Source organism: Staphylococcus sp. NRL 16/872 (assembly GCF_022815905.2).
GTDB lineage: Bacteria > Bacillota > Bacilli > Staphylococcales > Staphylococcaceae > Staphylococcus.
The window spans coordinates 1-12357 of the sequence record NZ_CP119328.1 but is presented as its reverse complement, the minus strand read 5'-3'; the positions used below and the strand labels follow the sequence as shown (position 1 = coordinate 12357).

Sequence of the window (12357 nt, the reverse complement as noted above, 5' to 3'; positions counted from 1 at the left end):
AATAGTCCTCTTATTTTAATAAGAGGACTATTTTTGTTTATTTAGAGCGTACTTATATTTAACACAATTAATATCAATTGCATAACATTTTACTTTTTAAATTCATGATATCAAATGTTTATATTTTAATTACTAGATTATTGTTTGTCACTACTTATTTAAAATTTGATTTATATGAGTAATATAAAAAAGTAATCATTAATGGCAGTGTATCTTTTTATATCTACCTAAAAAACGGCTAGCAAATTTTATTCACTAACCGTAAAAAGTATATAACTATTTTACTAATAAGTACGAATTATAACCACTTAGGATTATACTTCTTCAATTTCACAACCAAAAAATCCACTTTTAACCTTTACAGTATGGCGTCCTTTCCAACCATTAGAGACTTTATAATAGCACCATGTACCATCATCTTTTAAAAAATCAATTTCTTTATAACCTTTTTTTAATAAACAATCTAAAGTATCATCTTTTCTGCTCATTTAAATTCTCCTTTAATATAAAAATAGATTTTACATTTAGTTATTACTAAAGATGTTAAGTACATAATTAAATTTACCTTTTGAAAGGTACATTATGTGTCCATCTTTTAAAATTCTGTATTCAATTCTTAAAAATTGTAAGTTAAAAATGTCTTAGAAATAGGTTAAGCATAAACAAATCAACTATATATATATCAAACTTGCATCAAAATCTTTTCAAAATTATTGATACGTAATCAATAATTGATTATTTTCTGATGAAACATTAATTATATTACCAGGTTTTAAGTCACCATTAATGATTAATTCTGACAACCGATCTTCTAGTAACTTTGAAATACCCCTTTTTATAGGTCTTGCACCATTTTTAGGATCAAAACACGATTTCGCAATATACGAGACAGCACTTTCTGAAAATATAATTTTATAACCTAATTCTTCTATTAACTCTATTTCTTTATCAATAAGTAATTGAGTAATTTTAAATATATCTTGTTGTTTAAGTGGTTTAAATGTAATAAATTCATCAATACGATTTAAAAATTCAGGTCTGAAATTCTTTGTAAGTGCTTCTCTAACATTTTCATTGACAGTTGAAAAATCAGTTTCATCTTTATATTGTTGGTTTAATCCAACGACTTTCTTATTACGTATATCACTAGCACCAATATTAGAGGTCAAAAAAATGATACATTCACTAAAATCTGCTGTTTCATCAGCTGAATTCGTTAAACGTCCATCATCAAAAACTTGTAACAATATATCAAATATTTTAGGATGCGCTTTTTCTATCTCATCAAAGAGTATGACAGCACTAGGATGTTCAATTACAGTTTTTACTAAATCATTAGATTGTCCGAAACCAACATAACCAGGTGGAGGGCCGATAAGTTTAGAAACCTCATGCTCTTTTTGATATTCTGACATATCAAAACGTATTATATTTTGTTCATCTTTATATAGTTCTTTATTTAATATTTTAGCTGTTTCCGTTTTACCAACACCGGATGTTCCTAACAACATAAACACACCTATTGGAGAATCAGGTTGTTTAAAACCCAATTTCTTTCTAATGATTGCATTTGAGATTAATTCAATGGCTTCATCTTGTCCAATAATTTGAGAAGAAAGAGCATTTTTTAATTTCTTTAAATTTTCTATTTTTGATTCTGAGATATCTATAGCTTGAATTAAATTATCTTGATCAATTTCTCTGTCTAGCTTTTGTTCAATAGCTTTTTTTACGTATTTTGGAGTGACTGTGAGTTTATATTCATTTTTTTGATTATTTACATTATCTTGTGTATATTCAACTTCAAGCTGATGTATTTGTTCTCGAATTTTTAATTCTTCTACCTCATTAAACTCCATCTTTTTAATTTCATATAATTTCTTTTTCAACTTATTCATTTCATTTTCATATCGAGTAACTATAGGTATATTTTCATCATTTTCAATTCTAATTATCGCTGCTGCATTATCTAATATTGTAAATGCTATATCAGGTAATTGATCTTTCGGGAAAAATCTTTTACCTGCTTTGACTGCAGCCTCAATAGCTTTAAAATCATAATTGACACGATGAAAATTTTCATAGGATGGGGCTGTACTGTTGACTATCGTTATTGCGTCTTCTATTGAAGGTTCTTTCACAAAAATTTTTTCAAACCTACGAACAAGAGCTGTATCTTGAGATAAAAATTGACTCCATTCTTTAGGTGTCGTAGCGCCTATAATACGAAAATCTCCTCTGGCCATAATTGGCTTTAAGATATCAGTCAGTCCTTTCATTTTACCTAGCATATGAATTTCATCAATAAATAAAATAACATTTTTTTCTCTTTTCATTTCTTCAACAAATCTTTGAATACCATGATTATAGTCTGATTTTATGACAGATATTAGATCATTAATGTTAAACTGTAAAATTCTTTTATTCTTCAAAGATAAAACTTCACTTTGTACAATTTTTAATGCTAATCCATCAATAATAGCTGATTTCCCAACGCCACCTTGACCAATTAATGCAACATTATTTTTATTTTTTCTAGATAAAGCAATCTCTATATGCTGAATTTCTTTTTTTCGACCTACTACTGGCATTAACTCGTTATTACGCGCTTTTTCTGTAATATCTACCGAGATGTCTTCAAGTAATGAATAATTAGGATCTTTAAGTTTATTAGTTATCATATTTTTTTGAGATTCTTTTTGTAATTGATCCTCTTTATTTCTACCATCATAAAAACGCCGTGTACTATACATTCTTCTATTATTAAAAACTTCATGAAGCTCATGATGAGTATTATAAAATTCATCATATTTAAGCATCAATTTATTAATGATTTGGTAAGCATTATTTGTTTCGTCTTGAGTAATGCCCATCAACATCCAATAAGTATCTATTTTACCACTAGGATTATTTTGGAATCTCATTTCTTCAGCAAATTCTAATATATCTACAACTTTTTGAGAAATAATGAAATCAGACATATACTTTATGTATTGATCTGATGAAATTTCTTTTGTAAATTGAACTGGATTATCCATAATAAATTGAGTTATCTTCTTTTTTTTTCTAGAAGTTCCCCAAAAAGAAGTTTCAGTTTCATCATTTTTTTCTTTCTCAATATTTATATAACGTTCTTTGACAATTTGTGCTGAGTTTATTTCATCTTTTATTTTTTTCTGTGTAATTGAATGGTGACCTAGCGCATAAGAAGCACCTGTATCTTTAGTTATTACAAAAGCTAATAGTAAATCTTGAGATTCAATTATTTGATATTGTTTCTTTGCCACAATCTCATTAACATTTAAAAATACATCTCTACATTGTCGAGAGATTTGATATTCTTTGATATTGTTATTAAAATTATTCAATAGTTTTATACTCCCAATAATCTTACATATTATTATTTCCTTCAATAATGTTATCTAACTCTTTTTCAAAGTCAGATAAATTAATGCTTTCATTTAGTTCTTTAGCAACTTGTTTTTCTGATTTCATACTATTATTAGGATTAGCTGGCTTTATGCTATTTGCTGAGATAGAACCTCCTTGATCATTTTTAAAAGTATAGATTGACGGTTCAATATGCTCTTTAAAGTTTATATTCCTTTCCTCACAAATATTCTCAAATAATTTTTTCCAATTATATTTATCCTCTTTATCCTCTTCATTTTCTCTATCATAAGATCTTAATATTACAACTGTATCTTTATCCTGAATAATTTTTTCGATAATAGCATTAGCACTGATCTTACTACTTTCTAGCCCTATTAATTTATCATTCGGCGATTCTTTGGTTCTATATGGGATAAGCTCTATATTTGTTATCGGCATTTCAAAAAGTGCTTTTTCAAATTTTTGATCGATTTTTTTCTTATCAGCTTTTCTTTTAGCTACATTGATTTTTTCAAAAATTCTTTCATAATGACATTTAGCACTTTTTATTTGAGTTGATTCAGAATTAAACCCCCCTTTATAATATTTTGAAAAATAATAAGCAATTTGTGATAGAATTTTATTATCATCTGGAAGTGAATTATTATTAAGATAAACTTGATATAATTTTTTTAACTCTTGAGAAAGTACATTCTCTCTACTTAAAATATGACTATAATAAAAATCATACATATTTAATTCTTTGTTCAAATGTTCTTCATACACTTCTTTTGAAGTAAAAGAAAAATTTTTGTTTTCTTTTTTTTCTATTTCAATTTCTTGTTCTATATATTCTCCAACAGTATTGCAGGCTTCAGACTCTTCTTCTTTCATATGCGTTCCTGGATTAAGTAAGCCTATTATAAATTTAGATTTATCAATATCTCCTAAAATATGATTAGGTATCCCCCATTTCATAGACTTTTTAACAGCCGTTTTTTTCAGACTATCTTTATCTTTTTCATTAATCCATGAAAAATCTTCACCTTTATTATTTTTATAATAATTCTGATAAGATTCAGCTTTTTTCTTGATATCATTTTTATCCCAAAAGTTTTCGAAATTTCTAAAAATATTTTGACTCATAATTTTTGTCTCCTTCAAATAATAAAAAGTTTTATTTAATAATTCATAGTTTCTTACTAGTTTCAATATATAACAATAAGAAGTCACTATGTGTCCGATTATCTATTTTTGTTGATATTGTACTTACATATTTAATTAGATACTATTACATAAAAAATAAATAATGCTTTACTGCGAATTTACATTTTAAAAGAATTTTACTTATATATTTGTATATACTAATCAAATAAACTTTAGCATTATCTACTGTTATTTTTTTCTTTTTCTTCTATTAATGCATCAACTGCTGATACAAGATATTGTTTAACTTCATTTAAAGTACGATAGTGTTTATCTTTAAAAAATGTGCTTAAATCAAAATCTGAATCATATGAAAAAACTTCATATTGATGTGGACTAAAATCTTCACTACGAAGACAATCAAAACCAATCCATTGTTTGTCGTGAAACGAAACTCCACCATGAAAATGATTATCTATAGTACGATACTTAGTAGAATCCTTTAATACATTCACTTTAATATAGCCACATAAATGTCCATATTGTCTCGCACGAAGAATCATAATCAAATAACCTCGATAATTAAATTCATACACCCACCCCTCAGATGTTTGTATCATTTCTTGATTTTCTTTATCAATTTGTTTACGTGCTTCATCGATTTTTAAATAATTCATTTCTTATCCACCTTAATTTCTCAAATTAAAACAAGAAAACATACATATTAAAATTATTCATACAAACTTTAGGAATCTATTTGGCTAAAACGAAACTTTTGACGCAAAACTTCATCTTCAAGTATTCGGGCTTGATACATTTCATTTTTTAATTTTTCATCAGTTAATGCATCAATTTCATCCTTTTGGTATTTAAAACGTTGAAACATGAGATAATTAAAAATTTCTTGTGTTGATGTTAAATTATCAATACGTTTATCATAATAACTAGGACGTTGAATATTAGACATCTAAAAGACCTCCCAAACATTCTTTAAGTAGATTTTCATTTTCATCAAGACTATTTAAAGTAACAAGCTTACTTGTTGGATAATGTGTTTTATTATCGATATTGAACGTCTGAATTTTCAATAATTCTTTTAATTTTTTCCCAAGCCCCAACATTTCCGGTTAAAAGTAATCCGCCATCTCTATGATCAAAATATTGTCCGTTTTTATCTTCAGCTAAATAAAAATGATATTTTCCTTTTGAATCTACAGTTTTAGAATTCAGAATACTTTTCATATCTTCTCTATCAAAAACAAAATATGTTGGTACGGAATCTTTATATACAGCAAAAATGTAACCCTGATATTCATTCAATTCTGACTCAGATGAAGTGAACCACCCTGAAAATTTAAACTCATCGTCAAGATTATACTGTTTAGAGTAATCTTTACTTTTCTTAATCATTATTTTTTTCTTATTACCTATATCTTCATTTTCAATAATTATCCCAGAACCTTCTCCATTCTTAGGAATAGCTTTTCTTACAATAAATCCTTTTGTTTCTAATCTAGGAGTTAAAACTCCTTTAATATTAGAAATCATTTCATTCTTACTAATCTTAGTATCTTTAATAACTTTCATATTATCTTCCTCCTTAATTTTATTTTCATCTTGTAATTCCAACATTTTCACGCGATTTTCAAGTTCATTAATTCTTCCAAGAAGTTCATAATATAAATCAGACTTCATAATTATCTCCTTTATTATTTTTTATCTAAAAATATCTTATCATATAACATTATATTTGTAAATGATATTTTTAGATATTAATATAAATAAGAGCATTTTTTGATTTCTTACGATTTTTCAATTAATTACAAAAGAAGATAATGAATAAACAATGGATATGCTAATCGTTTTATTTTATAAGTAATTGCCAATCACATCACGAATTTTTATATAAATATTCTAAGTTACTGAATTATTTACGATCTATAAAAAAAGAACCGTAGGTCTCTTCAGAATTACGGATTTTCACTATGCTATGAAATTAGTAACATGTTGGGTCAGTTAAGAGCATACTTCCATATAAAATGATATATAATTATATTTTTTTCCACCTTTGTAACAGAAACAAAATATAACTAATTTTTGTTTTAACATGGTCGTAGTAGCCTCTAAATTGGCAATTCAAAACCTAAAAATAAAAAAAGACCTATATTTAAAATATTAGGTCCCATTTTCCGTTATATTTTTATTTAAATTTCCAACGAATATCATAGCATCAAAATTAATTTTTTGGATTCATATCTGACAATTCTTTTTTAATAGCATTTTGATTATTTTGCAATTTATCATATCCACGATTAATATCATCGTTTAATTCTTTGATATTGACGTTTGATTGTTGTACACCCGTATTTATTTCTTTTAATAAACGTTGTTGTTGGTGGCTATGATTACTAATCGCCTGAATAGTTTCTTTTTGATTGTTCATAATATTATTATTCATATAATTTAATGTATTTTGGATGTCTTTCATGTGTTTCTTTAGGTCATTCATATTTTTTTCATCTCTATAAACATTAATTATTTCTTTCCAATTGTCTCCGAATCCAGCATTTAAAATACCATATAATCCAGCGATAATATCTAAACTTCTAAATTCTGATGGTAGATACATTTCTAATTTTTGTGCTTCTCTCTCGAATTTTGAATGAATAGAATGATAATCACTTCTTATTTTACTATCAAACTTTTTATGCTCAGATAAGACACGTTGTTTATCACTTCGTAATTGTTCATTGTGTTTTGCAATTTCTTTGTCAAAATTGTTTTGATCATATTTTCGTGCTACTCCTAATTGTTTTGATTTTTTTAAGTCAAAAACACCTTCTATGACGCCTTCTGAAAAATTAAGTACACTATACAAAATAAAAAATCCTATGATTCCTAAAATAGCGGGGACTATGGTAAATGTAAAATGAGAATAAAGTTTTAAAAAAACTAAGATTCCAAAAATGATAGATGAAATCTTTGAATATTTTGAAAAAATGAGCCATACTATATTTTTTTTATGTTCATACTTAGAATTTATTTTATCCATTTCAGGTGTATAATTTATTAACTGGTCTTCTATATTGTTGTAAGCATTGTTTATAGCGTCTATTTGGTTATTTTTTTTGTTATTATTGTTCTTCACTAACTGGTTATACCTTGATTCTATTTGACTTACTGTATATTTCAAATTGTATAACATTAAAAGATATGATTCTAATTCGTTTATATTCATATTTCGTAATACTTTATTATCGTCGATATTTTTATATTTACTTTTAAAATCATTAACACTTTGTATGTTGAAATTATTCATTATATTGTTCCCTTCATTTTAATTATTCTATTAATTACAATAATACAATAAATAGTGGGTTTTTTTGCTCTTATTTTAAATTTTCTTTTTTAATATTTAAATATTTATAGCGCAAAAGTTTCAATAAATTCAATTTAACTCGTGACGTAACTTGAGTTTGATAAACCTCGAATGATAATTATCAACCAGGCACTTTAAACGAAGATAACAATATCTAAACTGATTAAAATTTTAAACTTAATCCTAACTGTCATTGTATCTCTAAATATCTTAATAACCTCATTGATTAATGATTACCATCATATTACAGTGAGAAAAACAAGGTATCAAAGTATCAATATGGCAAAGAATACTTTAACAGGTATTAAATATATTTATGTCCTATATAAAAAGAACCGAATGAACTTTGTATAATTCCCACCACCTATTATCTTCTCATATGGTTATTTCTCTCTTGTTTTTTCTTTTTCTTATGATTAATATCATTTTGCTTTTCAATTTCATTCGCATAGTACATAAGAAAGTCACTGGCATTTATCGTTGGTAAATTAATGTGATTAGATTGTTCATATTCATGTTCAAGATGGTTGTCATTATCATTTCTATCCACTTGATTAATATGTTTTCCAATAACTTCTTCTTGATCGATATGATTATATTTCTCAAGTTTAATGAGTAATTGAACTTTCTCATTAGGTGTTTGGTCTTTGACTTTTTCAAAGTTTCTATCGCCTATATCTATTCTTAAATCATCATCAATATGTTCTTTATAACTTTCAATTTCTTTCTCTTTTTCTCTAATGAATTGCAACTCAACATTATATTCAAAACTATCTTTTTCTAAGTGTTGAAGCTGTCTTTCACTAAAGAAAATATCCTTACTTGCTTTTTTATAAGTATCTTCCAGCAATACATCTGTAGGAATATTGTTATTTTGTTTGAATAGATATTGAACATTAGTCGCTTTTATAAAGTTACCTTTTTGCGCTTCATCAACGATAAATGCTTTCTCATCATGACTAAAACGATGATGAGATTTAGGGTACATGTGTTGAACAATTAGGTTATTTTTTTCGATTTCAGTTAGATATACATCCTTCGCTGATTGATAAATTGCTTTACGTTTTTCTTCTCTACTTTCTAACTTATTCTTTTCATTGAGTAACGCTTTAAAGTTAGACTTAACTGTATTAATAAACTCTTGTTGACTATATCCTTTGCTTTCAAGTTCTTTTCTAAATTGATAATTAGTATCGTAATTGTCAGCATAGAATTTTAATTGAATTCTCTTAATTTCATTTTTGAGTAAGTCATTTTGAATTATACGACCAAAGGTAGATGCACTATCAAACGTATTTTTAATGGTTTCTTTCGCTTCTGAATAGCCAACGTCACGTTGATATCTATCAATTAAAACAGAATAACTCTGTTCATTTTTGCTTACTCGATCATTAGCGTTTTGAACAAGTAATCTAATTGCATTTTGTGCTTCTTCTTTCTCTTTATCACTATATATTTCTGATACTTCGTCACGATTATATCGTCTAATCTCTTCATTTTTCTGTCCGTAATACGTAACGGGTTGGTACTCGATACCCTCTTTTTCACAGCGTTTTTGTTCATTTTTTTCTAGTCGGTATTCTTCTCTAGTCAGTGGAATTTCGGCGATTTTTTCTAAGCCTTGTTCTTCAAAAGAACGACTATCATATCGTCTTAAACTTTGTTCTCTTTCTGAATATTGATTTAATTTTAACTCCCAATGCTTACGAACTTCTTTAAAATCAAAGTCGGCAAAGCGTTCTTGTTTTCTAACTTTATTACCATTTTTATTTAAAATCGCATCCCCGTTTTCATCATAGCGTGTTCTCGTTTTTGTCTTTTTTCCCCAAGTACCGTCTGAATTAAACGGTCTTTGGGTCAATAACACATGCGCGTGTGGGTTGTTCATATCATCCCTATGAATTGAAATATCAGCCACCATACCTTTATCTACAAATTCACTTTTGATAAAATCTTTTGTTAATTCTGTTTGTACTTCTCTATCTAGGTCATTAGGCAAACTTAACAAGACTTCTTTGGCTAATCTAGGGTTTTTAGTTTTCGCATTATGCTTTTCAACTTTGTCTACTTCATTCCACAAGCGCTGTCTATCTTTCGTCCATTCGGGTGCATGTTGAGGCGTTAAAATCATGCTTTCAGGTTTAACTATATGATTTCTAAACTTAATTTTTTCATCTGTACGTTCACTATATAATGCTTCATCAGAACGATACGACGCTGACGCAACAATATTTTTAGTTGCTCGATTAATGTTAGTCACTCTCAACATAAAGTAACCTTTATCCATGATTTTACCTCCTCGTTTTTTTGAATTTAAACCCCTGTAGGAACTATAACGATCAACCAGTAAGGTTGCCCATTTTTATGCCAATTTTTAATTTGCATGTAAATGGGCAGTGTCTTACGAACTGGTTATATTATACCATGAATAATCGCCTTGCCCAATGGATTATGATATGCTTTATATAGGAAAACTAAAGGGTGATATAATGGCAAAGATCAAAAAAAGTGATATAACAAAGTTAAGTCAGCTTGAACAACAAATTGAACAATTGAAAGGCCAAAAGAAAAAACAAGAAGCACAACTATCTCATAAAATTGGAGTCTATTTCTTAAATAAACTTGATTTAGATATGATTAACTCCAGTGATGAATTATATAAAGTTATGGATAAAGTCATTGAAGAATTTAAAAATGCCAAACCAAATAGCAGCGACGAGAATAATGAAGATTTAACAGAAAACGAAATTAATCAGAATAGTAAGTGATAAGATGAATGATTTTAAAAATCTCAAAAAAACAACTGCTGCAATTGAAAAAGCTGAATTAAGAAAAAATAGATTAAAAAATTTAGATCGAAAAGAAAGAGCGCATAGACTGATTCGAAAAGGTGCAATGCTTGAAAAGTATTTTGAATGTGAACATTTAAGTCCAGAGGAAACAGAAGCATTGTTAAAGATGTACTCCAACTACATAAATACAAATAAACCAAATAAATTTAAAAAGAAGTAGTTTATGATGCCTACAAATCATGGTGTTTTGTTTGAAGAAGATAAGAGATAAGTTATTGAAAATAGTATCAATTAAAAAGAAGAAAATACTGATAGTAGTAACAACGAATAATAAGCGTTTATAAAAAATGGGACTAAATCTTTTCAGTTTTAGTCCTTTGTACTTAATTACATTTCCTTTTTAGATTTAATTACTTGCCATTGAAGATAAAGTTGGAGCGCAGTTAAAACAACATTAATTAATGCCAAAGTAACTTTAATCTTTTTCTTATTACTCATAAGTGATTCTCCTTTCTTTTATAGCAGCGTGCTATGTTGTGAAATCGGGACATGTGCTGATATTGTTTTGTTTTCTCCACCCTTACCTTGTTGGCAGATTAAGTTGAATTATTGATTAAATAAAGAAGTGATTGGTAAATTGTCACGACGTTTATTTAACGTATGCATTTCTTCGAATTCAGATTTGAGAGATTTCATTAAGTAGCCTTGCATGGCTTCAACGGTTTCATTTTTTTGAATTAATGTAGCTTTAAAACGTTTAAGGACATTAACAATTTCAAGTTCCATATCTTCTAATAAATAATATGCATCGATAGAATTGTTGAAGGATGTTTTGGCTTTTAATAATACAGATTTGATAATTTTAATTTCGGCTACCTCAAAAAACCTTAGATAGTTTTGAATATTTTGAGGTAATTCTTCAAGTAGTTGAAATTTTAAAGCTTCATTATTAAAGTTTAGATTTTTGTGACTTGAATGATTTGTGTGATTACTAGAATTTGTTATTTTTTTATCATTCAAATCATCCGTATCATTATTCTTAGTCTTAATATAATCAGTCTTAATATAATCAGTATCATTAGGGTCTAAAATTTGGGATTCTGGAGTCCCAAATTTCGGGATTCTGGAGTCCCAAATTTCGGGATTCTGGAGTCCCAAAATTTGGGACTCCTTGTCATTATAGGTTGCAGATGAGGATTGAATACTTTTTTCTACACTAATATTAGTTTCTATATCATGCAAATATAATCTATTAGGTTTATTAAATCCTGTACGTATTTGTTCAAGTAACCCTACTTCTTGAAGTTCTTTTTTTATTTTAGTAATTGTATTCTTGCTTTTATCTAATATATTCTGGAGACTTTCATTTGTAAAAATGAAATATATATCCCCATTATCATCGATCCAATTATTTTTAATTGATAAGCTAACTCTATCATTGAGAATTGCATAAGTGACTTTGGCACTATCACTTAATTTTTTATATTTTTCATTAACAAATAATGCTTTATGTAACATATAAAAATTTTGACTAGCTTGATTTTTAATATTTTTACGAGACATAATAAAAACCTCTTTCCAATTAAATTTGAATAGAGGTAATAAAACATTACAAATCCACATAACTTTTTGACTTGCAAACTGTAGATATTGTTGTATATAATACAT

11 protein-coding genes and 1 pseudogene are annotated in these 12357 nt (G+C 27.2%); 3 read left to right on the top strand and 9 right to left on the bottom strand.

The annotated features are described in order from the left end of the window. Nucleotides 1-314 precede the first annotated feature (314 nt). From MT340_RS12515 to MT340_RS12485, 7 genes are all read right to left on the bottom strand, one after another. Nucleotides 315-488: a hypothetical protein gene (locus MT340_RS12515; protein ID WP_161792486.1), complete on the bottom strand. Its 174-nt coding sequence runs from the start codon at nt 486-488 to the stop codon at nt 315-317. A 222-nt stretch (nt 489-710) separates the two neighbouring features. Beyond that, nucleotides 711-3368 (bottom strand): AAA family ATPase, encoded by a 2658-nt coding sequence (locus MT340_RS12510; protein WP_243603950.1) that lies wholly within the window; start codon nt 3366-3368, stop codon nt 711-713. Between the two features lie 22 nt (nt 3369-3390). Next, complete coding sequence (locus MT340_RS12505; RefSeq protein ID WP_243603949.1) at nt 3391-4518, bottom strand: hypothetical protein; 1128 nt, start codon at nt 4516-4518, stop codon at nt 3391-3393. A 239-nt stretch (nt 4519-4757) separates the two neighbouring features. Further along, nucleotides 4758-5195, bottom strand: a complete 438-nt coding sequence (locus MT340_RS12500) for a hypothetical protein (protein ID WP_243603948.1) — start codon at nt 5193-5195, stop codon at nt 4758-4760. A 68-nt stretch (nt 5196-5263) separates the two neighbouring features. Continuing rightward, nucleotides 5264-5485, bottom strand: coding sequence for a hypothetical protein (locus tag MT340_RS12495; RefSeq protein ID WP_018113747.1), 222 nt, complete (start codon nt 5483-5485; stop codon nt 5264-5266). Nucleotides 5486-5577: 92 nt separating this feature from the next. Further along, nucleotides 5578-6213, bottom strand: a complete 636-nt coding sequence (locus MT340_RS12490; protein WP_243603947.1) for a hypothetical protein — start codon at nt 6211-6213, stop codon at nt 5578-5580. 541 nt (nt 6214-6754) lie between these two features. Further along, a complete protein-coding gene (locus MT340_RS12485; RefSeq protein ID WP_243603946.1) occupies nt 6755-7837 on the bottom strand; it encodes a hypothetical protein in 1083 nt (360 codons plus the stop codon). 153 nt (nt 7838-7990) lie between these two features. Here MT340_RS12485 and MT340_RS12480 point away from each other — a divergent pair. Then, nucleotides 7991-8251: pseudogene (locus MT340_RS12480) on the top strand (IS6 family transposase); the annotation flags it as partial. Between the two features lie 13 nt (nt 8252-8264). Here MT340_RS12480 and MT340_RS12475 read toward each other — a convergent pair. After that, the gene (locus MT340_RS12475) at nt 8265-10184 is read right to left on the bottom strand and encodes a MobA/MobL family protein (protein ID WP_002505617.1); all 1920 of its coding nucleotides are present in this window, start codon (nt 10182-10184) and stop codon (nt 8265-8267) included. Between the two features lie 202 nt (nt 10185-10386). Here MT340_RS12475 and MT340_RS12470 point away from each other — a divergent pair, with 202 nt between their 5' ends. Together MT340_RS12470 and MT340_RS12465 are read left to right on the top strand one after the other, a co-directional pair. After that, entirely contained in the window at nt 10387-10665 is a 279-nt protein-coding gene (locus tag MT340_RS12470; RefSeq protein ID WP_002505616.1) for a hypothetical protein, read from the top strand. A gap of 4 nt (nt 10666-10669) precedes the next feature. Next, a complete protein-coding gene (locus MT340_RS12465; protein WP_002505615.1) occupies nt 10670-10909 on the top strand; it encodes a DUF3847 domain-containing protein in 240 nt (79 codons plus the stop codon). Between the two features lie 386 nt (nt 10910-11295). Here MT340_RS12465 and MT340_RS12460 read toward each other — a convergent pair whose 3' ends face one another. Beyond that, nucleotides 11296-12252 (bottom strand): replication initiator protein A, encoded by a 957-nt coding sequence (locus tag MT340_RS12460; RefSeq protein WP_002505614.1) that lies wholly within the window; start codon nt 12250-12252, stop codon nt 11296-11298. Between the last annotated feature and the right edge of the window lie 105 nt (nt 12253-12357).

Coding starts and splice junctions, on each gene's coding strand:
- MT340_RS12515 (WP_161792486.1), bottom strand. CDS start 488: ATGAGCAGAAAAGATGATACTTTAGATTGTTTATTAAAAAAAGGTTAT.
- MT340_RS12505 (WP_243603949.1), bottom strand. CDS start 4,518: ATGAGTCAAAATATTTTTAGAAATTTCGAAAACTTTTGGGATAAAAAT.
- MT340_RS12500 (WP_243603948.1), bottom strand. CDS start 5,195: ATGAATTATTTAAAAATCGATGAAGCACGTAAACAAATTGATAAAGAA.
- MT340_RS12495 (WP_018113747.1), bottom strand. CDS start 5,485: ATGTCTAATATTCAACGTCCTAGTTATTATGATAAACGTATTGATAAT.
- MT340_RS12490 (WP_243603947.1), bottom strand. CDS start 6,213: ATGAAGTCTGATTTATATTATGAACTTCTTGGAAGAATTAATGAACTT.
- MT340_RS12485 (WP_243603946.1), bottom strand. CDS start 7,837: ATGAATAATTTCAACATACAAAGTGTTAATGATTTTAAAAGTAAATAT.
- MT340_RS12475 (WP_002505617.1), bottom strand. CDS start 10,184: ATGGATAAAGGTTACTTTATGTTGAGAGTGACTAACATTAATCGAGCA.
- MT340_RS12470 (WP_002505616.1), top strand. CDS start 10,387: ATGGCAAAGATCAAAAAAAGTGATATAACAAAGTTAAGTCAGCTTGAA.
- MT340_RS12465 (WP_002505615.1), top strand. CDS start 10,670: ATGAATGATTTTAAAAATCTCAAAAAAACAACTGCTGCAATTGAAAAA.
- MT340_RS12460 (WP_002505614.1), bottom strand. CDS start 12,252: ATGTCTCGTAAAAATATTAAAAATCAAGCTAGTCAAAATTTTTATATG.